General features: G+C 69.9%; 28 protein-coding genes and 4 pseudogenes. 14 read left to right on the plus strand and 18 right to left on the minus strand.

Annotated features, from left to right (window positions below; translation table 11 throughout):
- The 5 genes and pseudogenes from ACFW2Y_RS17180 to ACFW2Y_RS17200 all read right to left on the minus strand — a co-directional run.
- A pseudogene (locus tag ACFW2Y_RS17180) lies at positions 1-772 on the minus strand (IS701 family transposase); the annotation flags it as partial.
- Positions 773-838: 66 nt separating this feature from the next.
- Positions 839-1,627, minus strand: coding sequence for a sporulation protein (locus ACFW2Y_RS17185; protein WP_384879296.1), 789 nt, complete (start codon positions 1,625-1,627; stop codon positions 839-841).
- Between the two features lie 62 nt (positions 1,628-1,689).
- Entirely contained in the window at positions 1,690-2,472 is a 783-nt protein-coding gene (locus tag ACFW2Y_RS17190) for a sporulation protein (RefSeq protein WP_384879299.1), read from the minus strand.
- 223 nt (positions 2,473-2,695) lie between these two features.
- A complete protein-coding gene (locus ACFW2Y_RS17195) occupies positions 2,696-2,884 on the minus strand; it encodes a hypothetical protein (RefSeq protein WP_384879302.1) in 189 nt (62 codons plus the stop codon).
- Between the two features lie 90 nt (positions 2,885-2,974).
- Complete coding sequence (locus ACFW2Y_RS17200) at positions 2,975-3,538, minus strand: hypothetical protein (RefSeq protein WP_384879305.1); 564 nt, start codon at positions 3,536-3,538, stop codon at positions 2,975-2,977.
- 277 nt (positions 3,539-3,815) lie between these two features.
- Between ACFW2Y_RS17200 and ACFW2Y_RS17205 the strand changes: the two genes are divergently transcribed.
- Positions 3,816-4,496, plus strand: a complete 681-nt coding sequence (locus tag ACFW2Y_RS17205; protein WP_384879414.1) for a hypothetical protein — start codon at positions 3,816-3,818, stop codon at positions 4,494-4,496.
- Between the two features lie 361 nt (positions 4,497-4,857).
- On the opposite strand, the gene ACFW2Y_RS17210 is transcribed toward ACFW2Y_RS17205, so the two are convergent.
- The 7 genes and pseudogenes from ACFW2Y_RS17210 to ACFW2Y_RS17240 all read right to left on the minus strand — a co-directional run.
- Complete coding sequence (locus ACFW2Y_RS17210) at positions 4,858-5,055, minus strand: antitoxin (protein ID WP_384879308.1); 198 nt, start codon at positions 5,053-5,055, stop codon at positions 4,858-4,860.
- Between the two features lie 478 nt (positions 5,056-5,533).
- Positions 5,534-5,818, minus strand: a complete 285-nt coding sequence (locus ACFW2Y_RS17215) for a hypothetical protein (protein ID WP_384879311.1) — start codon at positions 5,816-5,818, stop codon at positions 5,534-5,536.
- A gap of 1,093 nt (positions 5,819-6,911) precedes the next feature.
- Complete coding sequence (locus ACFW2Y_RS17220) at positions 6,912-7,820, minus strand: alpha/beta fold hydrolase (RefSeq protein ID WP_384879314.1); 909 nt, start codon at positions 7,818-7,820, stop codon at positions 6,912-6,914.
- A complete protein-coding gene (locus ACFW2Y_RS17225) occupies positions 7,817-8,503 on the minus strand; it encodes a DUF998 domain-containing protein (RefSeq protein ID WP_384879317.1) in 687 nt (228 codons plus the stop codon). The genes ACFW2Y_RS17220 and ACFW2Y_RS17225 overlap by 4 nt, the downstream gene beginning before the upstream one ends.
- Before the next feature lie 382 nt (positions 8,504-8,885).
- A pseudogene (locus tag ACFW2Y_RS17230) lies at positions 8,886-8,993 on the minus strand (IS5/IS1182 family transposase); the annotation flags it as partial.
- Positions 8,994-9,256: 263 nt separating this feature from the next.
- The gene (locus tag ACFW2Y_RS17235; protein WP_384879320.1) at positions 9,257-9,844 is read right to left on the minus strand and encodes a hypothetical protein; all 588 of its coding nucleotides are present in this window, start codon (positions 9,842-9,844) and stop codon (positions 9,257-9,259) included.
- A 145-nt stretch (positions 9,845-9,989) separates the two neighbouring features.
- Positions 9,990-10,184: pseudogene (locus tag ACFW2Y_RS17240) on the minus strand (LysR family transcriptional regulator); the annotation flags it as partial.
- A gap of 281 nt (positions 10,185-10,465) precedes the next feature.
- On the opposite strand from ACFW2Y_RS17240, the pseudogene ACFW2Y_RS17245 reads away from it, so the two are divergent.
- The 4 genes and pseudogenes from ACFW2Y_RS17245 to ACFW2Y_RS17260 all read left to right on the plus strand — a co-directional run bounded on the left by ACFW2Y_RS17245 (position 10,466) and on the right by ACFW2Y_RS17260 (position 13,524).
- Positions 10,466-11,108, plus strand: a pseudogene (locus tag ACFW2Y_RS17245) (disulfide bond formation protein DsbA).
- 45 nt (positions 11,109-11,153) lie between these two features.
- A complete protein-coding gene (locus ACFW2Y_RS17250; RefSeq protein ID WP_384879323.1) occupies positions 11,154-12,107 on the plus strand; it encodes an EamA family transporter in 954 nt (317 codons plus the stop codon).
- Positions 12,108-12,205: 98 nt separating this feature from the next.
- Positions 12,206-12,358: a hypothetical protein gene (locus ACFW2Y_RS17255; protein WP_384879326.1), complete on the plus strand. Its 153-nt coding sequence runs from the start codon at positions 12,206-12,208 to the stop codon at positions 12,356-12,358.
- Between the two features lie 368 nt (positions 12,359-12,726).
- Positions 12,727-13,524 (plus strand): DsbA family protein, encoded by a 798-nt coding sequence (locus ACFW2Y_RS17260; RefSeq protein WP_384879329.1) that lies wholly within the window; start codon positions 12,727-12,729, stop codon positions 13,522-13,524.
- Positions 13,525-13,604: 80 nt separating this feature from the next.
- On the opposite strand, the gene ACFW2Y_RS17265 is transcribed toward ACFW2Y_RS17260, so the two are convergent.
- Positions 13,605-13,934, minus strand: coding sequence for a branched-chain amino acid transporter permease (locus ACFW2Y_RS17265; RefSeq protein WP_384879332.1), 330 nt, complete (start codon positions 13,932-13,934; stop codon positions 13,605-13,607).
- The gene (locus ACFW2Y_RS17270; protein WP_384879335.1) at positions 13,927-14,580 is read right to left on the minus strand and encodes an AzlC family ABC transporter permease; all 654 of its coding nucleotides are present in this window, start codon (positions 14,578-14,580) and stop codon (positions 13,927-13,929) included. Before ACFW2Y_RS17270 ends, ACFW2Y_RS17265 begins: the two co-directional genes overlap by 8 nt.
- Positions 14,581-14,744: 164 nt before the next feature.
- Between ACFW2Y_RS17270 and ACFW2Y_RS17275 the strand changes: the two genes are divergently transcribed.
- Positions 14,745-15,203 carry an Lrp/AsnC family transcriptional regulator gene (locus tag ACFW2Y_RS17275; RefSeq protein ID WP_384879338.1) on the plus strand — a complete coding sequence of 153 codons (459 nt, stop codon included), beginning with the start codon at positions 14,745-14,747 and terminating at the stop codon, positions 15,201-15,203.
- 404 nt (positions 15,204-15,607) lie between these two features.
- Positions 15,608-16,402, plus strand: a complete 795-nt coding sequence (locus ACFW2Y_RS17280; RefSeq protein WP_384879341.1) for a hypothetical protein — start codon at positions 15,608-15,610, stop codon at positions 16,400-16,402.
- 215 nt (positions 16,403-16,617) lie between these two features.
- On the opposite strand, the gene ACFW2Y_RS17285 is transcribed toward ACFW2Y_RS17280, so the two are convergent.
- The gene (locus ACFW2Y_RS17285; RefSeq protein WP_384879344.1) at positions 16,618-17,034 is read right to left on the minus strand and encodes a hypothetical protein; all 417 of its coding nucleotides are present in this window, start codon (positions 17,032-17,034) and stop codon (positions 16,618-16,620) included.
- Positions 16,997-17,254, minus strand: a complete 258-nt coding sequence (locus ACFW2Y_RS17290) for a hypothetical protein (protein ID WP_384879347.1) — start codon at positions 17,252-17,254, stop codon at positions 16,997-16,999. The genes ACFW2Y_RS17285 and ACFW2Y_RS17290 overlap by 38 nt, the downstream gene beginning before the upstream one ends.
- Positions 17,255-17,688: 434 nt before the next feature.
- On the opposite strand from ACFW2Y_RS17290, the gene ACFW2Y_RS17295 reads away from it, so the two are divergent.
- A complete protein-coding gene (locus tag ACFW2Y_RS17295) occupies positions 17,689-18,195 on the plus strand; it encodes a DUF3592 domain-containing protein (protein WP_384879350.1) in 507 nt (168 codons plus the stop codon).
- A gap of 109 nt (positions 18,196-18,304) precedes the next feature.
- Here the strand turns inward: ACFW2Y_RS17295 and ACFW2Y_RS17300 are convergent, their stop codons facing one another.
- Complete coding sequence (locus ACFW2Y_RS17300; RefSeq protein ID WP_384879353.1) at positions 18,305-18,574, minus strand: transposase; 270 nt, start codon at positions 18,572-18,574, stop codon at positions 18,305-18,307.
- 80 nt (positions 18,575-18,654) lie between these two features.
- On the opposite strand from ACFW2Y_RS17300, the gene ACFW2Y_RS17305 reads away from it, so the two are divergent.
- Positions 18,655-18,966, plus strand: coding sequence for an NIPSNAP family protein (locus ACFW2Y_RS17305; RefSeq protein WP_384879356.1), 312 nt, complete (start codon positions 18,655-18,657; stop codon positions 18,964-18,966).
- Between the two features lie 89 nt (positions 18,967-19,055).
- On the opposite strand, the gene ACFW2Y_RS17310 is transcribed toward ACFW2Y_RS17305, so the two are convergent.
- On the minus strand, positions 19,056-19,754 hold the full coding sequence (locus ACFW2Y_RS17310; RefSeq protein ID WP_384879359.1) for a substrate-binding domain-containing protein: 699 nt from the start codon (positions 19,752-19,754) through the stop codon (positions 19,056-19,058).
- Between the two features lie 76 nt (positions 19,755-19,830).
- On the opposite strand from ACFW2Y_RS17310, the gene ACFW2Y_RS17315 reads away from it, so the two are divergent.
- From ACFW2Y_RS17315 to ACFW2Y_RS17335, 5 genes are all read left to right on the plus strand, one after another.
- The gene (locus ACFW2Y_RS17315) at positions 19,831-20,598 is read left to right on the plus strand and encodes an IclR family transcriptional regulator (protein ID WP_384879362.1); all 768 of its coding nucleotides are present in this window, start codon (positions 19,831-19,833) and stop codon (positions 20,596-20,598) included.
- 104 nt (positions 20,599-20,702) lie between these two features.
- On the plus strand, positions 20,703-21,941 hold the full coding sequence (locus ACFW2Y_RS17320) for a 4-hydroxybenzoate 3-monooxygenase (protein WP_384879365.1): 1,239 nt from the start codon (positions 20,703-20,705) through the stop codon (positions 21,939-21,941).
- Positions 21,942-21,965: 24 nt separating this feature from the next.
- Positions 21,966-22,991, plus strand: a complete 1,026-nt coding sequence (locus ACFW2Y_RS17325) for an amidohydrolase family protein (protein WP_384879368.1) — start codon at positions 21,966-21,968, stop codon at positions 22,989-22,991.
- Positions 22,992-23,016: 25 nt separating this feature from the next.
- Positions 23,017-23,706 (plus strand): 4-carboxy-4-hydroxy-2-oxoadipate aldolase/oxaloacetate decarboxylase, encoded by a 690-nt coding sequence (gene ligK / locus ACFW2Y_RS17330; protein WP_384879371.1) that lies wholly within the window; start codon positions 23,017-23,019, stop codon positions 23,704-23,706.
- A gap of 2 nt (positions 23,707-23,708) precedes the next feature.
- On the plus strand, positions 23,709-24,629 hold the full coding sequence (locus tag ACFW2Y_RS17335; RefSeq protein WP_384879374.1) for an amidohydrolase family protein: 921 nt from the start codon (positions 23,709-23,711) through the stop codon (positions 24,627-24,629).
- Positions 24,630-24,652: the final 23 nt, after the last annotated feature.

Consider the following 24,652-nt stretch of genomic DNA (forward strand, 5'->3'; position numbering starts at 1 on the left):
CGGGCGAGTAGACCTTCATCACCATAAAAGATGCCTCCTACCCGACCCCTGGCGGGGCCGGGATCAGAGGTGTCCACCACTCGGGGACAGGTCCCGTGGAGGCCGCGGGCCTGCAGGCCGTGCCGGAAGGCGGCCGCATCTCCGTATCCGGCGTCCGCGATGGCCAGCGGCACCTCGATCCCCCACGAGCGGGTCTCATCGAGCATGTCGAGTGCGAGTTGCCACTTCTCCACGTGCCCGATGTCGTCGGGGATGCCGCAGGCGGCGCGGCGGGCGACCTTGCCCGGGCTGGCCTTCACGGATCCGGACTCCCAGGTCTCGGGCAGGAACAGCCGCCAGTCCACCGCCGCCGAGGCATGACCCGAGGTTAGGTGCAGCGAGCCCCCACCTGGCAGTTGGTGACCTTGCCTGCGGTGCCTGTGTACTGCCGCGACACACACGCCGAGGCATTGCCGTCCTTGAGGAACCCGGTGTCATCGAAGATCAGCACGGTGGGCCGGATCGCCTTCTCCATCTTCCAGGCCAGCCTGGCCCGCACATGCGCTGGATCCCACGGGCTGGTGGTGATGAAGTGGGCCAGGGCCTGCCTGTTCCCGTCCTCACCCAGCCGGGCGGCCATCGGCTCGACCGACTTGCGCTGCCCGTCCGGGAGTAGGCCCCTCAGATAGACCTGCCCCCACCGACGCTGATCATTACGCGCGAACGGCTCGAAGACCTCTGCCGCGAAGTCCTCCAACTCGCCACGCACAGCTGCGATTTCCTCCGGCGTCACACGTCCTCAACGAGACACGGAACCCGCAGGACACGCACCACCAAAAACCAACCTGACCAAGCCCTACTAGTCGTCGATCAGTGCGAGCTTTTCCAGGGCGTCGCGGACACGGGCTGCAAAATCGAACTGGCCGACCTCGTGGTGGGCTGCGGCGAAGGTGCGGGCGCGGGGCTTGCTGCCCCAGCGGTAGGTCGAGCGGTCGGCGCGGCGGACATACACCATGGCGCCGACGACGTTCTGGTGGAGGACGACCTCCAGTTCTGCGAAACGGTGCGCACCGCGGCTGGAGTCGGTGAGGGTGAAGACCTGGTGGAGGCCCTTGTGGTACTCGGTGTCGGGGACGCTACCCCTGATCAAGTGTGATCCGTCGACCCGGTAGCCCTCCTCAGCGAACGCGTCGAACACCGCCTCGTACAGCGGTGGCGCGGTAACGTGGAGAAAGTCGAGGTCAACGACCGGTGCCTCGCTGTCCCAGTCAAACTGCGTGGTCAACGACACGTCCACTCCCACCGCCTGACCGGCGAGTTCGGTGACCGGGGTCTCCCAGGGCAGCCGGCCCTTGCAGGTGACCCGCTCCTCGGCGCCCGGCTCCAGACTGAGCCTGTGCCGGGAGCAGTCGAGCCGGTCGATCCGGTATCCCTCCTCCTCGATTTCTCCGTCGGTGCCGTGGCACCGGGCGAGCACGCGGACGTTGAGGTGGTCGACAGTCAGCGGCCGGCTCCCGGCCCGGATCACGACGTCCGCCGCGACCGGCCCACCCGGCAGGCAGGCGAACGACGTGATCTGCGTGTCGATCTCCGCGGGTTCCCGACCCTCCCCTCCGCCGTTCATCCCGAACAACCTACGCAGCCCCATGCAGTGCACCCCTCCCCGTGCGGATGCCGAGCAGCATATGCCGACGGCCTCGTGTCCTTTGCCTAGCCGTCGAGCAGGGCCAGCTTCTCCAGGGTGTCACGGACGCGGGGTCCGAACTCGACGTGGCCGATCTCGTGGTGGGCGGCTGCGAAGGTGCGGGTCGGCGGCTTGTCGTCCCACTCGGGGGTCGACCGGTCGGCACGGCGGACGTACACCATGGCGCCGACGACGTTCTGATGGAGGACGACCTCCAGTTCTGCGAAGCGGCCCGCGCCGCGAGTGGGGGCGGTGAGGAAGAGGGTCTGGTAGTGGCCGGACTGGCACTCCGCGTCGGGGATGTAGCCGTCCCTCACCTGGGAGCCGTCGACGCGGTAGCCCTCCTCGGCGAACGCGCCGAGCACCGCCTCGTACAGTGGCGGCGCGGTGACGTGCAGCAGATCGGTGTCCACGACCGGCGCCTCGCTGTCCCAGGACAGCTTCGTGACGACGGAGACGACGATACCGACAGCCTGGCCGCCGATCTCGGTGACCGGGGTCTCCCAGGGCAGCCGCCCCCGGAAGGCGAGTCGCTTCTCCGAGCCAGCGGGGACGTGTTCAGCCCAACTGCTGGTGCTGAGGTCGCAGACAGACTCCTCGCTGGGCGAGCCGTCCCAGCCGAGCGCCTGCACCACGACCTCGAGATCGAGTTCGCCGATGGCGAGCCCCCGGGCGCCGCCCCTGATCACCACCTCCGCCTCGACCTGCTGCCCCGGCATGCACGCCGGCGACGTGATCCGAGTGTCGACCTCCGCGGCCCCCCGGCCTTCCTCGTCGCCGCCCCTGCCGAACAGCCTGCGCAGCCCCATGCCGTGCACCCCTCCCCGCGTGGTTCCGGGAAGCATAGCCGCCGGTCAGGCGCGTGCGCGGGCGGCCCGTCCTCTGCGGAAGAGGTCTTTCGAACGGAACCTCAGGTTCCATGCCCTCACCCTTCCTGCATCAAGACAAACAGCTTGGCAAGCACTGACCGATCGAGGGGGAGTTCCACATCGAGACGCCCCTCGGGGTCGTGGAGGACCGGGTGTGTGCTGCTCACCGGGCGCCCGCCGGGTCGTCGTCCTGGTCGTGGTCGCCGGTGCCGGCGGCCGGGGCCTGAACGGCGGGGAAGCGGGCGTAGCCGCGGTCGGCGCACTCCAGCAGCGCCGGGGAGGGCCGGCCGAAGGCGGGCGGCTGGAGGCCGCAGCCTTCCGGATCAGCTCCGGCGGGTGTGGGTGCGGTCATGGGGCACCGCCTCCGTGAGATCTCCCCGAGCCATGGAGCGTGATCATCACATGGCCTTGATCCACTTCGGAAAGGGGCCAGTCGCTTCCCTCAGCCAGTCGTCGGCGACGGCTCCACCGGTGGCGGCTCCGGCGAATAGCGGGCCCCACGGGCATTGAAATGAGCCAGGTAGTAGGTGACGCCGTCGAGATGCAGCTCCATGGGCGGAGGATCGGTGACCAGGTGGGCCCGACTGCGGTGGCCGTCCACCCGGGCCTCCATCTTCGGCGTGTTCCAGGACCGCGCCCAGCTCTCCGCCTGTTCCAGGGGCCACAGGAAGTGGGCGCCGAACTCCTTCTCCTCACCAGGCTCCGCCTCCGTCAACGCACGCACCAGCGCCGGGCTGTAGACGGCGCGGACCCGGAAGTTCACCAGGAATCGGCTCTCGATCACGATCCGCATGTAGCGACGGTGGTTACCCCGATGACGTCCAGCCACAATGACGCGTTCGCCGCCATCGCCCCAGGCCGGCGGTGCTATCCACACTTTCGCCCCCGGTGCGAAGTGCCGCAACCCCTTGCGGATCTCCAGTCCACCTTCGCCATGGCTGGTCTCTTGGGCGACATTGGCCACGAGACATATGCCCAGCGGCTCCGGTCCAGTTGCATCCGTCATGGCTGCCATGATCGCCGAGTACGGGCGTAGTGGCGTGGACTTTTTTGGGGACGGCTCCTGGAACTGTCGGGTAGCCCGGTGGGAGCTCACCCCCGGCCGCCTCAGATACCACCGCAGGGTAGCCAGCAGATACGACAGACTCGCCGTCTGCTACGAAACGACCGTGCTGATCTCAGCCATCAACGAGTGGCTGTGACCAGCACTTTCGAAACACGCCCTACACAGTGAACGATCACGGCTCGTGGGACGGCAAGATCTCGCGGACGAGCAGTGGACGATGCTGGAGCCGCTGCCGCCGAAGCATTCCAGGACGGGGCGGCTGCCTACCCGGCCCAGGCAGCAGTTGATCGACGGCATGCGGTTCCGGGTCCGGGCCGGTGTTCCGTGGCGGGACGTCCTCGTCGAGTACGGACCGTGGAGGCCGGGCCCACCACCCGTTCCACCAGTGACAGCGGAGCGGCACCTGGCAACGAGTGCTCACCCGGCTCCAGTCCCCGACCGAGGCAAAGGACGCCATCACGTGGGACCCGAGCGTCTGCTCCACGGCCTGCCGCGCTCACCAGCATGCGGCTGGTGCTCACGAACAGGGCGACCTGCAGCAGGAACCGCCGGGCCGCATTCTCACCGAACTGCACGATCACGGGCCGGGAAGGTCACGAGAGGAAGCTTCACCACCAAGCCCCACCTGGCCGTCGCGCAGCGCCAGGCGGCCACGTCGATCGTGGTCACGGCAGGACACGTAAGGACTCACCGCAGTACGAACCCGTGCCGGCAGAGGTCTGCGCGCCTCGCATCGGCAAGGGCGCGCGCCTCCGCCCAAACCGCGTGCGGGCCGACAAGCCCTTGTCCGTCGTGGTCACGGCCGGGCAGCGGGGTGATTCCCGCAGTTCGAGCCGGTCCTGGAAACGATCCGGGTGGCGCGGAGATCTCACCGTGGACAGACAGCACAAGATGTTGACGGCACGAGATGTTGATGTGATTCGGACCGCCTGCAGACCGGTTCATGACGAGGTCGTACGGTCCCGACCACGTTGGCGCGGCACCCGTCGCCGGCATGCGGTTTACGAAGGGCCTCCCGGCGAGCCGGCGGTCCTGCCCCCTCAGCGGTCTACCAGTGCCTCCGATCCGGCGACACCCCCGGGCCATGCGAACTACAGGGTGGAAATTCGAAACCTGCGCCGGTCAAAGGGCACGCCCTCCGGCGCTCCGTCCGCCATGCCGACGCCCGTTGCTGCCGACCTGCCGATCACCGGGTCCAAGACCCGTGCGGTCCGGGTGCCTGGAGGTGGCAGCCCGGACCGTGCGGGACGGGTGGGGCCTCAGGTGTTCTTCTCGCCGAGCTTTTCGACGTACTCCTGAGCCTTGTCGACAGCGGTGTCGATCTTGTCGCTGTGCTTGCGGTCGGTCTTGTCGTCGACGAAGTCGCCGACCTTCTCGAGCGCGCCGGAGATCGTGTCCCCGTGGGTACCGGCGAGATCCTCAGCCTTGTCCTTGAGGTTCTTCAGGGCGTCGAACATGGGGGAGCCTCGTCTCCTTCACTCAAACTTTCAGGCGGAAGTAATGATTCCACAGCAAACCCGTCGTACGGGACAGCCGCGGCGGACGTGACCGACTCCAGGGCCCGGGCGGCGCATGACAGTTCACAGCCGGTCCGTGTAGCGCCCCACACCCGAAGGAGCCCGCCCAACCCAGCTCGACGGAAAGGTGAGTTGCCGCGCTGATCGACATGCTGGCACCAATGGCCTCTTCCAGCTCGGCCGCCACAGTGTCCCCCGCCCCTCCGATGCCGCCCAGTACCACCGGACCTGGCTCCACGATGTGCTGCTCGTTGATCCGCTTCATGCACCCCCACGACAGTGGGGGCGGAGCCAAGCGGTTCACCGCCATCGCCAACAGCATCACCCGTACGAGGGAGCATCGACCACGGGCCCGCGTGGCCCGTCGCTCGTCCTTGCGACGGACGCGACCTCGGGGACTGCGCCCCGGGCGCTGGCCTCAGTCCTGGCCGAGTCGCGCACCAGGGGGCACGGACCGAGTGCTGCTGACGTGCGCCCCGGAAAACGAGGAGTCCGCGCACACGATCGAGCAGGCCGGCGGCGTGTTGGACGACGTCGGGAAGACCGTGATCGGCCCCGAGCGGCGGTACGGGATCCCCCTCCGGCACAGTGCGTGCGGGAGGTAGCCGTCGGCGCCCCACCGCCGCACCGGCTCGGCGAAGAGCCGGACGGTGTCGACCGGGTCGGCACCAGTGGTCGTCGTCATGAACAGCAGGCCGGCCACTCCGGACTCCAGGAGACCGCACGGGTAGGAGGGTTGGGAACGGGACGAAGCCAGGAGCACTCCAGGGCGGACAGCGACCGCTCGAACGGGGCGTGCGGCTGCTGACGGCCCAGCGGAACACGTTCCGGACCACGGTCCTACGGACCCGGTGGTACGTCCCGCCCGAGGGACCGCCCAACCCGTACGCGCCGATGCGGGTGAGGTCCAACCACTCGGACCGGTCCTTGGCGTCGAACCGTGCCCGCCTCCTGCTGGCGTTCCCCCTGCTCCCGACTGGTCGCAGGTCGAAGTCGCGCTGGGCAAGGGCCTGCCCCAGGAGTCCAAGGACCTCATCACCGCATACGGGCCGGGCCGGTTCTGCGGATCCATCACCCTCCACCAGCCGCATGCCCAGGGTGATGGGGCCGATCTGACCGGTCCCGTGCCGGCCCGTCTGCGTGGGCAGATCGAGGAGGTCCGGCAGACCGCCCGACACCCCTGGCAACTGCCGCACTCCCCCGAGGACCTTCTCGCCGTGGGAGTCACCGGCAACGGGGGCCACCTCTTCTGGGTCACCCGGCCCGCCGATGCCCCGGACGAATGGACCGTCGCCGTCAACGAGGCCTTGCGCGTGCCCTGGTTCAGCCACGGCGGCTCCCTGACCGCATTCCTCGTCAGTCGTCCTCAGCGGGACCATGAGCGTCCCCGTGTTCCCCAAGGACCTCCTCGACCACGGTCCCGCCTTCACCCCGTCGACTCTCGAAAGCAGCACACCGGCCGCAGCCGCCCGAAGGTCCGTCAGCACACGCACCATCCGCTGCTGGGCCCACGCCGATGGATACGAGCTGCCCGAAGGCGGACGCATCCCGATCGAAATCATCGAGACATGGAGACAGGAGGCCCCCGGCCGACACGCGCCAACCGCCCGCCTTGCCGTGATGGCCACACCCTCCACCACGCCCGGGTCGATCGCGCGGGAACGTGACTCCGGTGACGGTCCCGTGGACGAGGTCACGCACCGGAGACACCGGGGCGGGGTGGTCGCCACGGGAAGCCGCCCGGAGGAGGTGGGCAACGGCACCAACACGTTGCCCGGGCTTTTGTCCCGGCGGTCCTACGCGATCGCACCCAGCACCGCCCGCACGACCTCGTGCGGGCGGTCCTGCATGACCAGGTGCCCGGCCGGTTCGGCCACCTCGAAACGGGCGCCGAGGGCGTCCGCCAGGGCGGCCTGCCGGGCCAGCCAGTGCAGGGCCGAGCGGCTCGCGGAACCGTCGTGGGCCGCGAGGACCACGACCGGAGCGGTCAACGGACGGGTGGTCCGCAGGGCCAGTACCTCGGCGGCGGCATCCGGGTATCGGGCGTTCTCCAGCAGGGCCCCTCGCCACACCCGGCCCGTGCGGTAGCAGCGGCGTACGAGGGCCCGCGCGGGCGGCGCGGGGCGGTCGACCCCGTCGGGCCGGGAGAGCCACACGGCGGCGCGGCGGACCAGCGGCCCCAGCGCGGCCGGCAGGCCGACGGCGGTGACGGCCGCGCCGAGGGCGCGCGCCGAGGCGGTCCGCAGGGCGGTGCCGGCGGCAGTGGTGCGGACGTCCTCTTCCACGCTGCCGTCGGCCAGGACCAGGGCCGTGGTGCGGTCCGGGTACAGCCGGGCGAAGACCTCGGCGTGGAAGCCTGCGACCGAGTGCCCGACCACTGTCACCGGCCCGGCCGGAAGGCGGGGGGCGAGCGCGTCGAGCAGGGCGGCGATTCGGTGCGCTTCCCCGACGGCGGTCGGCGGTACGGCTGCGGGAGCACTCAGCCCGTGGCCGGGGCGGTCGAAGCGGACCACGGTGCGGTACGGAGCGAGCAGCTCGGCAACGGCGTCCCAGTCGAACCAGCTCAACCCCAGTCCGGCGGACAGGACGCACACCGGTCCCCGGCCCTCGACCCGTACGTGCAGCGGCACCTCGTCCCAGCCGGCCCGTACGAAACCGGACCAACCCGCACCCGGTTCCGGAGCGGAATCCGGCTCGGCGCTCACGTACGGCGCTCCTGGCGGACGGAGTGGGCGAGCACGCCGCGCCAGACCGCGACCAGCAGCACTTGGAGGCGCTGGCCGGCGCCGAGCGCCCAGGTGCCACGTCCGGCCGTGAACGCGGTCATCGCGCCCAGGGTCCAGGCGGTGGCGAGGAGTTCCAGCATGACCAGCACGGGGCCGTAGCGGGCGAGCGGGGCGAATTCGCCGTAGCGGCGGGCGGCGATGGTGAGCGAGACCAGCGCGACGAGCGCACCGCTCATGGCCAGACTGCTGCTGATGGCGTGCGCCTGATGCGTGGCGGGCACCATGCCGGCGGTCTCCCGGGAGGCACAGGCAGGGTCCACGGTGGGCTTGCAGCTGAGCGGCAGCAAGGCGTCGGCTGCGGTGGCCGCGCCGAACAGGGCCACGCCGAGCCAGCCGGTCAACGACCAGGGGCGGCGTGCCTTCGGGCACCGGGCCGACTGGAGCAGGGCCAACAGGCCGCCGGCGAAGGCGAGGAGCCCTGCGGTGAGGTCGGTGGCCCGGAACAGACCGCCGAGGGGCTGGTCCTGGGCGGCGAGTTCGCTGACGTACGTCTCGATGGGGTTCAGCCCGGTGGAGAGCACGACTTCGAGCACCCACGCGGTGTAGGCGGTGGCGCTCAGACCGAGGAGGGCGGCGATCGACCGCGTACCTTGTGGGGACATCGTGCGAATCATCCTAGTCAAGAGGGCGGGCTGGCGGCGCCGATGTGTCCGTGGGGCCGCCCGGTCCGGCAGGCCCTGGCGCCGTCGGCGCGCATCGGCAGCGCGACGGCTCGGTACGGGGATCGGGTCGCACGGTCGGTGGCGGGGTACACCGGCATGGGCCGACCTCAGGTTTCCGGGAGGAGGGGAAGGGGGCTGCTGGGGACTTCGTCGACGGGCGGACCGAGGAGGTCAAGGAGCTGTGTCGGGTCGTCCTCGCTCCTTGCTGCTCCCGGGGCGGTCGGAGGCGAAGCGGGGCTCGTCGGGATGGGCGGCGTTCCGGCCCTCCGCTCGTTTCCCCGTCGAGCCCTTCCCTTCTGGAGCGGGACGAAAGCGCAGGCCGGCGGGGGCAGCCGAGCGGATGGCCGGGATAGTGCTCCGGTCGCTCGGGCAGCAGGGCTGCGCATTGCCCCCGGAGCGGTTCCGTCAGCCGTGCTGGAAGCGCGGGCACGACTCTCCCCAGTGCTCGCAGAACGTTGCAACTCCCTGATCTTCGGCACCCGTCCCCGTCCTGCTGCCGGGCCCCGTCATCGAGTCACGGCCTTGACCATCGGTGTCTCTGTGCGCGATCCGCACCCGACGAACATGAAGTGCCGGGTGTGGACCGCCGTGACGTAAAGCCGGGCAGACGCGGTTCGTGCTGATCAGTGGGCGCTGCATCCGATGGGCAGCGCATCCGTGAGGACGAGTCGGGGTCAGAGGGCGCCGAGCGGCTCAGCCGTGGAGAGTGACGTGGAGCAGCGGACGGCCAGCGGCGTCGAACAACGCGGCTCCGCAATCGCAGCGCTCGTCGGCCAGGGTCTGGTCCGCCGGCAGTTCCCAGACCAGCATCTGCGAGCAGTTCGGGCAGTCCAGGCTGACCAGGGTCTCTTCGGGTTCCGAGCCCCAGGCCCGCACCGGGAAGCCCTCGTGCATCAACCCGGTGGGCTCGCGCCCATCGGTCAGCGCGACCAGTACCTCGTAGGTGTCGGTGCCGTTCTCCCGCACCATGAGCGTACAGCGGAGGTCTGCCAGCACACCGGACAGGTGGTCGAGCTGACGGACCAACAAATCACCGCGGTGCAGGGATAGTTCGGTCTCGGCTGCTCGGTAGACGACGGTGGTGTCGACGTCCGTCGGCTCCACCCCGAAGGCCCGTACTCGACCGGCCGCGAACGCAGCCAGCTGACCCGGGCGGTCCTCACCGGACCAGTCCATCCTGAACATCACGCTGTCGACGTGAACCCCCCGGGCCCGTTCGCCGGGGCTCAGGACCAGCTCTTCCAGCCCTTCCAGCTCTTCCAGCTCTTCCAGCTCTGTCACGACGATCACGCTATCAACTGCGGGGTGGCGGACGGTGCCGTTGTCGTGCATGACCAACATCAGCCTCTGCATCCACCCGCGCGTCCTCTTGGACCATCCGGTCCGGGAACGAGCCCGTCCGCTCCTCCTCGATGCCCAGCAGCCCCAGGAAGGCCGCGCCCGCCGGGGTCAACCGGACCCGGTGACTGGTGCGTTCGAAGAGTCTCGCCCCCAACTCCTTCTCCAGGCGCGCGATCTGATGGCTGAGTGCGGACTGGACCACCATGCAGCGTTGGGCGGCCCTCGTGAAGCTGTTCATCTCGGCCACGGCGATCACGTACCGCATCTGCTGAAGCTCCATGGATCCATCGTGATGTGAGATCCATTGCGTGACAAACATGCGTTGGACTCATCGATGCCCTCGACCCGACACTGGTGACAACGCACACGGCAGGAACGCCCTCGGGTCGAACTTCGGCGGACGGGCCCCCGATCGGGGGGCGTCCGGCGTGCCCGAGAGCCGTGTTTCCGGTGCCCCTTCCCTCCCTCGCCCCTCCCCTGCCGCACCCCGGCGCGCGCCGCCGCCGATCCCTGCCTCGGCACGCCTCCGCGCCCGTGACGACGAAAGGACGAACGACCGCCATGAGCGCCGCGCCACCACGTTCCGAGAAGACCACCGCCGACATCTGGGTCGACCCCCGCTGCCCCTGGGCGTGGATCACCTCGCGCTGGATGCTGGAGGTGGAGCAGGTCCGGTCGCTGGAGACCCGTTTCCACATCATGGGCCTGTCGCTCCCCAAACCAGGGCCGGGAGGTACCGGAGCAGTACCGCCAGGGCATGATCGACCGCTGGGCGTGCGTACGCGTGTGCATCGCGGCACAGCAGCGGTGCGGCAACGAAGTGCTGCGCCCCCTCTACGACGCCATGGGCCGCCTGATCCACCGAGAGAAGGCCGGGCTGGGCCACGGCATGATCCGCGCCGCCCTGAGGGAGGCGGGCCTGTCCGCCGACCTGATCGAGGCCGCGGAGGACACCTCCTGGGACGAGGCGTTGCGGGCCGAGCACCACGAGGGGATGGCCCCGGTCGGTTCCGAGGTCGGCACCCCCGTGATCCACGTTCCCGGCCCCGGCGGGAAGCCGCTAGCGTTCTTCGGCCCCGTGCTCACGCCCGCCCCCCGTGGCGAGGCCGCCGGGAGGCTCTGGGACGGCGTGCTCGCTGCGGCGAGCACCGACGGCTTCTTCGAGCTGAAGCGCGGCCGTGACCGCGCCCCGGTGTTCGACTGAGCCGGCCGGGGACGGACGTCGGGAACCACGGGGATTCGAGGCGAGATGAAGCACACGCAGAATGCACTCACGGCGGCCCTGACCGGCCTGGCTCCGGCCGTCTGGGGCAGCACCTACCTGATGACCACCGAGCTGCTGCCACCGGACCGGCCGCTCCTGGCAACCACCGTGCGGGCCCTGCCCGGCGGTCTGTTCCTGCTGGCCCTCGGCCGGAAGCTTCCCGTCGGCATCTGGTGGTGGCGCGCACTGATGCTGGGCGTTCTGAACATCGGCGCCTTCAACTTCCTGCTCTTCGTCGCGGCCTACCGACTCCCGGGCGGCATCGCCGCCATGATCATGTCGGCGCAGCCCGTGTTCGTCGTGGTCCTCGCCGCCCTCTTCCTCGGTGACGGAGCAAGGACCATCCACGCCCTGGCCTGCGCGATGGGCACCGGGGGCGTGGTGCTGCTCGTCTTCAAAGGCGCGGCAACGCTTGACGTCATCGGCGTGCTCGCCACAGTCGGCGGAGCCCTTTGCATGGCTTCGGGCATCACCCTGACCAAACGGTGGGGTCGACCGGAGGGCGTCAGTCTGCTCACCTTCACCGGGTGGCAGCTCACGGCGGGCGGCCTGGGACTGCTGCCGTTCTGGCTGTCACTGGAAGACCTTCCCGACGACCTCACGGGCGACAACGTCTTCGGATTCGTCTACCTCATCGTCCTGGGCGCGGTTCTGGGCTACGTCGTCTGGTTCCGGGGCGTCGAACGCCTGCCCGCCGTGGCGGTCTCCTTCCTGGCGCTGGGCAGCCCGATCGTGGCGACCCTGCTGGGTTACCTCGTCAAGGACCAGACACTGTCCGTCCTGCAGATCGTCGGCATGGTCGTCGTCCTCCTGACGGTCGTGCTCGGCCAACCACGCCCTCTCCGCCCGAAGTCCGGGCAAGCTCCCTCTGCTCCGCCCCGCACCGCTCCCCCACACCTCCCCGACCGCCCCGCTCCGAAACGGGAACGCAGCGGATGACGGCGGCCGCTCCTCCCCGTGCCGTGACCTCCCGGTGAACCACAGCGCCATGGGGTCCGCGCACCTCACCCGACCACGTCCGGAGAAACGAGATGTCCGTGCGAGGAGAGACAAACACGCCCGTCGCGCCACAGCAGCGGGTGTCACCGACCCGGGGACGGCTCGGTGTGGCCGCCATCACCACCGTCCTCGTCGTCTTCGACATCGGCGGTGCGGTGGGCAACTTCGTCGGTGGTCACGTGGTCATGTGATCATGTGGTCATGTGGTCAACAAGAGCCTGCGGGGTGGCTTCGCCGTGGGCAGCCTGATCTTGATTGCCGCTCTCGCCCTGCTGCTGGCCGCCGGGACACGGCCGCGGCCTGGCACCTGACGACCGTCGAGCATGATCCCCTCGGTCCCGCCCCGCGCTGAGGGCGCAACCGGGTAGCAAAGGTCACGCACACCCCCGCCGCGACGATCCGTACCACCGCGAGTGCCCGGTCCTGTTCCTTCTCTGCCTGCTCCGACCTCCAAAGGACCCGCCGCACCTGCCGGACCCCCCTCGCCAGAACTGTGGTGCGGCCGTCACAGCCGACACATAGAGTTCGCCTGTTCACAGGGGTAGGGAGCAAGAAGTCGATGAAGATCAGCAGAACCGTCCAGGCAGCCGTCGCGATGGGTCTCGTGGGGGGCCTCGCGGGATGTGCACCGGGCGGGTCCGAGGGTGGGGACGCCCGGTCGGCGGCGCGGGCCGAGGCGGTCCGTTATGCGTCCGCCGGGCTGCTGCCGGAGCGATTGGCCGCGGACGGTACGACGATCGTGGTCGGCAATCCCGTGGCCAGTTCGACGGTGCAGGTGCTCGAGGACCCGCGCTGCCCCGTCGTCGAGGAGTACGAACGAACCGGCGCCCCCGCGCTTCAGAAGCTGCTGCTTGCGGGGGAGGTCAAGGCCGAGTACACGTTCGCTTCCTTCAGGGACGTCCAGCTCAGCGGCGACGGCTCGAAGCAAGCCGTGAACGCGCTGCGCGCCGCACTACAGAAGGGCAAGTTCGTCGAGTACCACACGGTGCTCTTCAAGAACCAGGCTGCCGTCGAAAGCAGCGGCGGGTTCACCACCGAGCGCCTGCTGGAACTGGCCGAGGAGGTTCCGGGGCTTCGCGACGAGACCTTCGATGCGGCGGTCCGGACGATGAAGTACCGGTCGTTCGTCACTGCCTCCGAGGAGGCCTACCAACAGACCGGCGACGATCCGACCGGCCCCGGTACACCCACGGTCATCGTCAACGACCACACCATCGACGGCGGTCTGTACGGGATCAACTTCGACCCGACGCTGCTCAACCGCCTGGTGCTGGACCTTCACGAGCGCCCCTACACCTGGGACGCGCTCTACGCGCCGCTCAAGAAGAGAATGGAAGCCCAGGACGCCGGGGCCTGAAACGGCACCGACCGGGACAGAAGACACGGTGCCGGTTCCCGATGGCCGCCTTCCTTCCGGACGGGCTGCGGCGAGGGCGCTCAGCCGGCGAAGAAGGTACTGGTCAGCAGGACGTGGGCGGCGGTGCCGCCGGCAATGCTGAGCAGGACGTTGCGTCGCCACAGGTGAAGACCGACGGTGACGGCCAGTCCCGCGAGCGGGACCAGGGAACGCACCTCGGTCACGGACAGGTCGCGCAGGCAGTAGACGATCAGGATGATCATGACGCCGGCCGGCATGCGCGTGCTCAGGTACTGGACCGTGCTACTGGAGCGCAGCGGGGCGAGGGCTGCGAACGGCAGGATTCGCAACGCCCAGGTGACCGCGGCGGCGACGAGGACCGCGGCGACGGCATGGGTGGGGTCAGGCACGGTTGGCCCTCCTGTCGGTCATCATGGTCATCAGGTGCCGGGCCAGCAGACCGGTGGTGAACAGCGCGAAGGCGACCAGCAGCATCCGGTCCGGGAAAACGATCCGGGCCAGGAGAGCACTGCACAGAGCGAGCAGCGGGGTGGGCAGATCACCGCGCAGGTCCCGCAGCGCGTCCAGCGCCAGTACGGCGAACAGGGCGGTCAGGGCGAAGTCCAGGCCGGTGACGCCCTCGGGGATGAGCGAGCCCAGCAGCGCCCCGGCGGTCGCGCTCCCCGCCCAGTAGACGTGCAGGTAGAACTGCGTCCACAGGATGCGAGCGCCGGGCCAGGAGCGAGCCCGCTCGGCCGAGGCCAGGGCGTACGCCTCGTCGCACAGGGCGAACGTGCTGTACGCCTTGCCGAGCCGACCGGGCACGCGGTGCAGGGGGAAGGACAGCCCGTAGAAGACGTGCCGCACGTTGACCAGGAACGCGGCGGCTGCCACCGACGCCAGCGGTGCCGTGGCGACGACGAGACCGATGAGCAGGAACTCGAACGAGCCGCCGAAGGCGACCGCGGCCGACAGGGACGCCCACCACCAGGCCAGACCCGACTGGGCGGCGAGGGCCCCGAAGGCAAGGCCCAGCGGAACGAAACCCAGTCCCACCGGCAGGGACTCACGGAACGCCGTCCGAGCTTCGGACGAGGCATGTCCTGCCGGACCGGGCGCAGACCGCACCGGAGCCGCAGCAACAGAAGGTATTGGCATGGAGACATTTTAGAAAAGATTCGTCCTCACATGGTTGCGCATCATGGTTCTATGATCGACTCATGGGCAATAAAACAGCACTCGACGCGATTGATCGCGAAATTTTGTTTCACCTCAGCGAAGACGGTCGTCTGACCAACGTCGAACTTGCCAAACGGGTCGGCCTCACCCCGCCACCGTGCCTGCGTCGCGTCAGACGACTGGAAGAAGCCGGCATCATCACCGGCTACCGGGCCGCCATCGACCCGGCCGCCATCGGCCGCGGCCTCGAAGTGCTCATCGACGTCGAGATCTACGCCAACGACCGCAAGAGCTTCGAAGAGTTCGAGAAGATCGTCGCCTCCTACGAGGAGGTCATCGAGTTCCGCCGCATGTACGGTCGCCCCGACTACTTCGTCCGAGCCGCCGTCGCCGACCATGCCGCCTGCGAGGCCTTCCTCACCGGCAAGCTCAGCGGACTTCCCGGGGTCCTGCGCTTCACCTCCCACCTCACCATGAAGACGATCAAGTCCGTCGATTGATCCTCGGCGGGATGCGATCCGCGTCGGACCTCCGACCTCATCACGGCTTCCCCCCGACGTCGCTCCGACAGGGAGGCCGCCGCACAGAACGCGACCCCCGCGCCCATGGCACCCCACCCGTTGACGACGACGTCTCACCCAGCCTCGCCCCGACCCATCTGCGGTGCGGTGACGCCTGCGCCCGGCTCGCCGTCGGATGCGGCATCGGCAGCGACGAACTCGGTCCCGACGACCCTGACCGTGGAGGGACGCCCGAGCCCGACGAGGCACCGGACCGATTCACGGGTCTCCGCCGGCGGCATCCCGGCCCGACCGAACCGTTACCGCACGTCGCTTCGGTATCGGCCGGGTCCGGACTATGGTCGTGGACGCGTACAACCGTTCCACCCCGGGGGATTTCCACCATGCGCATCCAGCGCCCGCTGCTGCCCACCCTGCTCGTCACCGCCCTGCTCGGCATCGGCGCCACCGCCTGCGACAGCAAGACGACGGCCCGTGACGGCGCTCCGCCGGCCAGTGCCGCGGCGGAGTCCCCGGCGGCCACCATCAGCGCCTCCTCTTCGGCGCCGAGCCCCGCCGGCACCTCCTCGGCCCCGAGCACCTCCGCCGTCCCGTCCGCCAGCGCCTCCGAGCCGGACTCGGCCACCCCGTCCCCCTCGGCCAGCCGCACCAGCAGCACGCCCCGCCCGGCGGTCGAGACGAAGGCCAGCACGACGGCTCCGGTCCAGCGGACCACGCTGCGGATGACGGTCAGCACCAGCGGTGGCCGGCTGACGCTGCCCAGGGGTGGCGCCGCCCAGGAGTTCACCGTCACGCTGCGCAACGGCAACGCCAAGGCGTACTCCCGCATCCGGCTCGGCTTCCAGATGGAGTTCATGATCGCCGAACCCGGGCAGCCGGTCGACCCCGGAACCGGCGGCTTCCTACTGGAGCGCCGGAACCCGGCGACCGGCACCTGGCAACCGGCCGCGCTGCGGATCGCCAACGACGTGATGGTGCCCTCGCTCTACCACGACGGTGCTCCCCTGGCCAGGAACGAGGTGCGCACCGAGCGCTACCGGCTGCGGGCCAACGCCGGCGGCCCGGTCGGCAGCAACCCGCTGATGATCCACGCCCTGGACACCTCCCTCCCCAGCGTGCCGCTGCCCGAGGGCCGGCCGGCCACCCACTACCTGCCCACCCTGATCACCGCCGGCTGAGGATCCCCTGACCGTCGGCAGCCGTCCCGGCCACAGCAGGGACGAGCCGGTGGGGCGAACCCGCTGATCAGCGCGTCACGGATACACGAGCGGGCCCTCCCGCACGGCTGCGACGCTCCGCCATCGCTCCACGCGGGGTGCATCGGGAACGCACTGCGTGACCGCGGGTAGAAGTTCCGCAGGGGCTCAGAGGAAGATCGCGATCGGGTTCAGCGTCAGCTCCCCCGCTCGCTGTTCCACGTCGGCACCTTGCCCGGGCAACGGGCCCGGAGCTCCCCGGTGGAGCACTCGGCGTTCTCGAAGCCCCCGCGGACACCGGGCGCCTCGCAGGTGATCCTCACCCGGTCATCATCGTGCCGCTCGCGCAGGGCGTCGACGAGGACCCCGTCGGGGGCGACCTCGCCGGTGGTGAGGTCGGTGTGGACCAGCGCGTCCTCTTTGTGCGTGGTGTCCATGAGCAGCCGAATCACCTCGATCGGAGTCTCCTCACGGATGTGAGCGGTCACGGTCTCCCCGGTGACGGACCGCCCTCCCCCGGCCGGCCCCCAGCCGAGCCTCGCCCACAGGCCCACACGGGTGTCGATGTCGATCCGGTCAAGAGTCTTGAGGTCGGCATCGGAGCGAACCTCCACGGTACGTTCCCACAGCACCCGACCGCCGGAAGGACGGCACGTTGCCGATGGGGACGCGCAGCGGCCCAGAGGGCTCGAAGTCCCGCTTGACGGGAAGCCGTTGGGTGGGCTGCATCAGCTTCTTCTGCACGTCGGCGCTCAGCAGCCAGTCGACGGCCTTACCGTACGCCTTGCGCTCGGTGGGATCGAACAGCAGCAGCGGGGACTGGGGGAGCGCCATGCCGTCGTCGGGGTAGACCGGCCACCGAACCGGAGTCCATCGGCAGGGTCCGCGACCTCGTCACGACGCCGAACGCGACGGTCCCTGGAGGATCTGACGCTGGCTCCGTTTTCGCACCGTGGATATCTTTCTCCTTCCGAACCATGCCGGGGGGGAGAGAAGTGGACGAGATCGGGGCATCCCTTGTTGCGGGGCGCAGCGTGGCGAAGTTGGGCCGCGAGACGCTCGTCCTCCGGGTGGGGCGGCAGACGACCCGCATTCCCATCGCGCGCGTGAACACGGTGGACACCGGAACCCGATCCCTGGCAGTGCACTTGCACGACGGTTCGACGTACGAGGTCCGTGGGCCGAGCCAAACCGAGGTGGACAACTTCGCGGTAGCGGTGCGAACCCGGATCGCCCGAAGCGGCGGCTTGACGACCGGTGTTCCGGAGGTGACGACCGAGGTACAGGGATCCAACGGCTGCTCGGCCCTCGTGTACGGGTACGGAGGGACACTGACCGCATATTCCGTCGCCCTGAACCTGATCGGCGGACCCGAAAGACTCGTCTACCTCCTGCCGGTGGGAATCTTCAGCCTGGTGGCCGTGATGTTCTCCTTCGGGTTCCTCCAGGGGGCCCTGAAGGACCTCCGCCACCGCTCATGGCCGAAGGTCACCGGCACGGTTCTCAAGGGCGGGCCCAGGAACTCGCCCCTCCAGGTCGTCTACCTCGTCGCCGGCGGGCACGAACAGCGTTCCACCGTCGAAATCGACAGCACCGACCGCTGGATTTCGGACGGCCGTCCCGTTCGCCTGCGCTACGACCCGGAGAATCCCGCGGTGGCACACTCGCCGAGCGGTACGGTATCGAAGGTGTTCTCCTTCGTCGTGGCCGCCGGAACCACCACGGCCACGGTCGTGTATGCCGCCGAAGGCCTGATCACCGACTTCGGTTCTTGAGGACGGCGTCGCTCCCGGGCTGAGGACTTGCCGGTCTACGAACCCCTGCTGCCCCGGTCCAGGCGGGACCTGCCACGTACGCGCTGGGCACGACCGTTCATGGGCTCCGTCAGCACGCACCCGATGGGGAGGACGCGTCGTCGGCACGGTCCGGTGCGGGGCACGCGGACCTCCTCAAGGCGGCGCAGGCCGCGAATGCGGCCCCACGGCCCGTACCCGACGGCACGTCCCGCCGTGGAACACCGGTCCGGACCCGGAACCGGATGCCGTCGACCCATCGTCGTCGAGGCCGGACCCACGGTCGCCCCGCCTCCGTGCTCTTCGGCAACAACGGCTCCGACACCGCCCGCTGCTCATCCGTGGGGTCGCCCCGCCCCATGGACCGTGATCGTCGACGGTCCGAGATCCTCTTCCGGTACACGGCTTGGGGTCCGAACCGGCGTGCAGGATGATGCGGGTGTGATCACCATTCATCTGAAGTACGAGATCGACGCCGACAAGCTGAAGGACTTCGAGGAATACGGTCGTCGCTGGGTCGGGCTCGTCAACCGGTTCGGCGGGACGCACCACGGCTACTTCCTGCCGAGTGAGGGCGACAGCGACATCGCCTACGCCCTCTTCTCGTTTCCCAGCCTCGCCGCGTACGAGCAGTACCGCACGGACAGCATGACGGACCCGGAGTGCCAGGACGCCTTCGCGCTGGCCCGCAACACCCGCTGCATCAAGCGGTACGAGCGCCGCTTCCTGCGACCGCTCGACGTCGTGTCCTGACGGTCCCGGGGGATGTGGACCCGGTTCGACCGTGACGCGAGAAGGGCCTTGCGGGGCGGTCAGGCCACGGCACCCGGCTTCTCCCCCGGTCACCGGCCGCCGGCCGCCCGCATGCCCCTGGCACGGGCGGTCGTCGTCGCCGTGTCGGAGCCGAGGAGGTCGAGGACTTCACGGGCGCGGCCCGGCTGGGAAGAGGCGGCCAGTACGGCCCCGCTGAACATCGAGCTGATCGCGGTGCCACCCGGGAGCGGGCCGGCGACGGTGACTCCCGGGAGGTCCATCAGTTCGCTGTGCTGCTGGAAGGCCAGGTCCGCCCTGCCGGACGTCAGCAGGCTGCCGGCAGGCACGCCCGATGGTGCCTGGACGAGGCGGTCCCGGAGCACGTCGGTGAGGCCGAGCCGGGCGATCAGGTCAACGAGGGCCGTGCCGCTGGGGCCCGTGGAGTAGGCGATCCCCTCCGCTGACAGCAGCGCGATCCGCAGGTCGGACTCCGAGCGCAGCGCCGGAGCCGGTGTTCCCTCCGGCACGGCGGCGACGACCTCGGAGACCCACAGCGGACGCACCGTGTCGTCGAGGACGTACCCCTCATCGGCCAGTCCGGCCACCGCCCCGTCGGCCAGTACGAGTACGTCGGCCCCGGCGCCGGCGCGCACCCGCTGTGCGACTTCGACGCCGCCCGCGGAATCGAAGCGCACGGGAAGTCCGTGGGTGCGCCGGATGTGTTCGGTGAGTTCGGCGAGTACGGGGCGGGTCGCCATCGAGGACAGCCCGGAGATCTCTCGGTCCACGTCTCCTCCTTGGTGTGCGGCAGATGGTACGGCGCGAGGTCGGGCGGCTCAACGCGGGTCTGCGAGACTGATCCGTGTGAGCACACCCCGGAGCACGGCGGCGGGAAAGGTCCTCCTGGTCCTGTCGGCCTTCGACCGCGAGCACCCGTCGCAGACCCTGTCGGAGATCGCCCAGCGGACGGGGTTGCCCCTCAGCACCGCGCACCGCGTGGTGGCGGAGTTGGCAGGATGGGGGGCCCTGGAGCGCGCGGAGGACGGGGCGTGGCACGTCGGGCTGCGGCTGTGGGAGATCGCCTCCGGCTGTCCGCGCACCCAGATCTTGCGGGACACCGCCCTGCCGTTCATGCAGGACCTCTACGAGGCGACCCACGAGAACATCCAGCTCGCGGTGCGCGAGGGCACGGAGCTCGTGTTCGTCGAACGGATCGCCGGGCACCGGTCGGTGCAGCTGTTGACGATGGTCGGTAGCCGCTTCCCGGTCGGCTCCACCGGGATGGGACGGGTGTTGCTGGCGCACGCGCCGCACGACATCCAGGAGGAGGTCCTCGGATCTCCTCTGCGGGCCTGGACCCCGCACACCGTCACCGACCCGAAGACACTGCGGGCGCAGCTGGACCGCATCCGGCGCGAACAGGTCTTCGTCAGCGACCGACAACTCTCGGAGGACACGGTCGCGGTGGCCACACCCGTGCGGATCGGGCGGACCGGACCTGTCAGCGCCGCTCTGGGGATCGTCGTCGCGGCACGGAGTGCGAGCCGCGCGCGAGGGTTGCGCGAGCCGCTGCTCAGGGCCACGTACGGGATCTCCGAGGAGCTCGGTCGGCGGGCCCGCACGGTGGTCTGACGTCCGGGAGGGCTTCCGCCTGACGGAAACGCCGGCGACCTGCTGCCGCTCCGGGTGCCAACGTTCGGGGTGTTCGGAACGTTCGCAACCGCTCAGGAGACGCCATGCCCGACATCCCCGTCGACACCGTTGCCCCGGTTCCCGTCGACACCGTCGTCCGGGTTCCGGTCGCCGTGGTCGGCGGCGGGCCGGCCGGTCTGATGCTGGCGCACCTGCTCGGACGGGCGGGGGTCGAGACGATCGTGGTCGACACCCGCACCCGGCGCGAGATCGAGACGACGCAACGGGCGGGCATCCTGGAGGCCGACGCGGCCCGCGACCTGGTCGAAACCGGCGTCTCCGACCGGATCCTGCGCGAGGGCCACGAGCACGAGGGCGTCGAACTCCGCTTCGGCGGCCGGGCGCACCGCATCCACTTCAAGGAGCTGGTGGGCGCCTCGACGTGGCTCTATCCGCAGACCGACGTCTTCACCGACCTGGCCGACGCACGGAACCGCGACGGCGGCACGGTCCACTTCGGCATCAAGGACACCGAGGTTCTCGACACCACGACCAGCGCCCCCCGGGTCCGCTACACCGCGCCGGACGGCAGCCGCCACGAAATCCGGGCCCGGTACGTCGTCGGCGCGGACGGCTCGCGCAGCATGTGCCGCGACCTGGTGCCCGAGGAACGGCGGACGCGGTACGGCAAGGACTACCCCTTCGCGTGGTTCGGGATCCTGGCCGAGGCACCGACGAGCGCGCCCGAACTCGTCTACGCCCACTCCGAACACGGCTTCGCGCTGATCAGCCAGCGCACCGAGTCCGTGCAGCGGATGTACTTCCAGTGCGCCCCCGACGAGTCCCCCGACGCCTGGCCGGACGACCGGATCTGGGAGACGTTGCAGGCCCGGGTGGCCGGCGAGGACGGCTTCCGCCTGAAGGAGGGACCGGTCCTGGAGAAGACGGTGCTGCGGTTCCGTTCCTTCGTGCAGGAGCCGATGCGCTGGGGCTCCATGGCCCTGGCCGGCGACGCCGCGCACACCGTGCCGCCGACCGGTGCCCGCGGACTCAACCTCGCGCTGCACGACGTGAAGGTCCTCGCCGACGTGCTGCAGCGCGCCCTCGGCCGCGAAGGCGAGGTCGCACTGGACGACTACCAGCCGCGAGCCCTCCAACGGATCTGGCGGGCGCAGAACTTCTCCTCCTGGATGACCCGGCTGCTCCACACCGCACCCGGCGACTCCGCGTTCGACCTGCGGCGTCAGCTCGGCGAACTCGACAACGTGGTCGGCACGCACGCCGGGCGCGCCTATCTGGCCGAGCAGTACACCGGCTGGCCCACCCGCGACCACGACCACTGACCCCGACGACCACGAGGCATTCCCATGATCATCGACTGTCACGGTCACTTCACCACCGCCCCGCCGCAACTGGCGGAGTGGCGCGACCGGCAGATCGCGGCGGCCGAGGGCCGCGGCCCCGTCCCGGCCCCCGACGAGTTGGTCATCTCCGACGAGGAGCTGCGCACGGCGATCGAGGACAACCAACTGCGGCTGATGGACGAGCGCAACATCGACCTCACCGTCTTCTCGCCGCGCGCCAGCTTCATGGCCCACCACATCGGCGACTTCGCCGTCTCCTCGGTCTGGGCTCGGATCTGCAACGACCTGGTCCACCGGGTCAGCAGCCTCTACCCCGACCGCTTCGCCATGGGCGCGATGCTGCCGCAGTCGCCGGGCGTCGCCCCCGGAACCTGTCTGCCCGAGCTGCGCCGTGCGGTCGAGGAGTTGGGTGCGGTCACGGTCAACCTCAACCCCGACCCGTCCGGCGGCCGTTGGACCGCACCGCCGCTGACCGACCACGGCTGGTACCCGCTCTACGAGGCCCTGGTCGAGTACGACGTCCCCGCGATGATCCACGTCAGCACCTCGTGCAACCCGGCCTTCCACACCACCGGCGCGCACTACCTGAACGCCGACACCACGGCGTTCATGCAGCTGCTCCAGGGCGACCTGTTCGCCGACTTCCCGACCCTGCGGTTCGTGATCCCGCACGGCGGCGGGGCCGTGCCGTACCACTGGGGCCGGTTCCGGGGCCTGGCGATGGCGCTGGGCGGGCCGGCCCCGGAGGCGCTGCTCGACAACGTCTCCTTCGACACCTGCGTCTACCACCAACCCGGCATCGACCTGCTGACCGGGGTGATCCCCAGCCGGTCGGTCCTCTTCGCCAGCGAGATGATCGGCGCGGTCCGCGACGTCGACCCGCGCACCGGCCACCACTTCGACGACACCAAGCGGTACGTGGACGCCACCCCGCACCTGTCGGACGAGGAGCGCGCCGCTGTCTACTCCGGCAACGCCCTGCGCGTCTACCCCCGCCTCGCCGCCCGCCTCGCCGCGGCCGGCCGCTGACCCCCGTCCTCCAGGAGAACCACCCATGGAACACACCGAGATCGGCGTCGTCCGCACGAGGATCGACCGGGCCGACCCGCAGGCCGTCGCGGAACTGTCGAAGTTCGGCGTCGCGACGATCCACGAGGCCATGGGCCGGGTCGGACTGCTACGCCCCTACCTGCGCCCGGTCTACCCCGAGGCCCGGCTGTGCGGCACGGCGGTGACCGTGCTGCTCCAGCCCGGCGACAACTGGATGCTGCACGTGGCCGCCGAGCAGATCCGGGACGGAGACGTCGTCGTCGCGGCCTGCACGACGGAGAGCGAGGACGGCTTCTTCGGCGAACTGCTCGCCACCTCGTTCCGGGCCCGCGGCTGCCGGGGCCTGGTCATCGACGGCGGTGTCCGCGACGTCGCCGACCTGGAGGGGATGAACTTCCCCGTCTTCTCTCGCGCGATCAACGCCAAGGGCACGGTCAAGGCCACCCTCGGCTCCGTCAACGTGCCCGTGGTCTGTGGCCACGCCCTCGTGCGCCCCGGTGACGTGATCGTCGCCGACGCCGACGGCGTCGTCGTGGTTCCGCGTGAGCGGGCCGCCGAGGTCGCCCGGGCGTCGGCCGCACGGGAGGCGGGCGAGGCGGGCAAGCGGGAACGGTTCCGCGCGGGCGAACTCGGCCTGGACGTGTACGGCATGCGCGGCCCCCTGGCCGAGCTCGGTCTGCGGTACGAGGACTGACGATGACGACGAGCTTCGAGAAGACTCCGGGCTGGCTGGACTGGTACGCGGGCCCGAGTCGCCCCCGGTTCACGCTGCCCGCGGGTGCCGTCGACGCGCACTGCCACGTCTTCGGCCCGGGCAGCGAGTTCCCCTACTCTCCCGAACGCAAGTACACCCCTTGCGACGCGTCCAAGGAGCAGCTCTTCGAGCTGCGTGACCACCTGGGCTTCGCCCGCAGCGTCGTGGTGCAGGCGACCTGTCACGGCGCCGACAACTCCGCCATGGTCGACGCGCTGCGGGCCTCCGGCGGGCTGGCCCGGGGCGTGGCGACGCTGCGCCCCGACGTCACGGACGAGCAGGTGCGGGAGCTGCACGGGGCGGGCGTGCGCGGTGTGCGGTTCAATTTCGTCAAACGGCTCGTCGACGGGGTGCCCCAGCAGGACTTGTGGGACGTCGTCGAACGGATAGCCCCCTACGGATGGCACGTCGTCGTCTACTTCGAGGCCGCCGATCTCCCCGATCTGCGCGCGTTCTTCCTGTCGATACCGGTACCGCTGGTCATCGACCACATGGGCAGGCCGGACACGGTGAAGGATCCGGAAGGACGCGAGTTCGAGGCGTTCTTGGACTTCATGCGGGCCCGACCGGACATCTGGTGCAAGGTGACCTGCCCGGAGCGACTGTCCCGGAACGGCCCGCCCGCCCTCGACGACGAGCAGTCGGCCTACCGCGATGTCGTCCCCTTCGCCCGGCGGGTGGTCGAGGAGTTCCCCGACCGGGTGCTGTGGGGCACCGACTGGCCGCACCCCAACCTCACCGACCACATGCCCGATGACGGTCTGCTCGTCGACTTCGTCCCGCACATCGCGCAGACGCCCGAACTCCGGCACAAGCTCCTGGTCGACAACCCCATGCGCCTGTACTGGCCCGACGCCGACTGACCCTTCCTGGATTGGAGTTCCGG

Origin of the sequence: Streptomyces sp. NPDC058877 (assembly GCF_042742855.1) — a bacterium.
Taxonomy (GTDB): Bacteria; Actinomycetota; Actinomycetes; order Streptomycetales; family Streptomycetaceae; genus Streptomyces.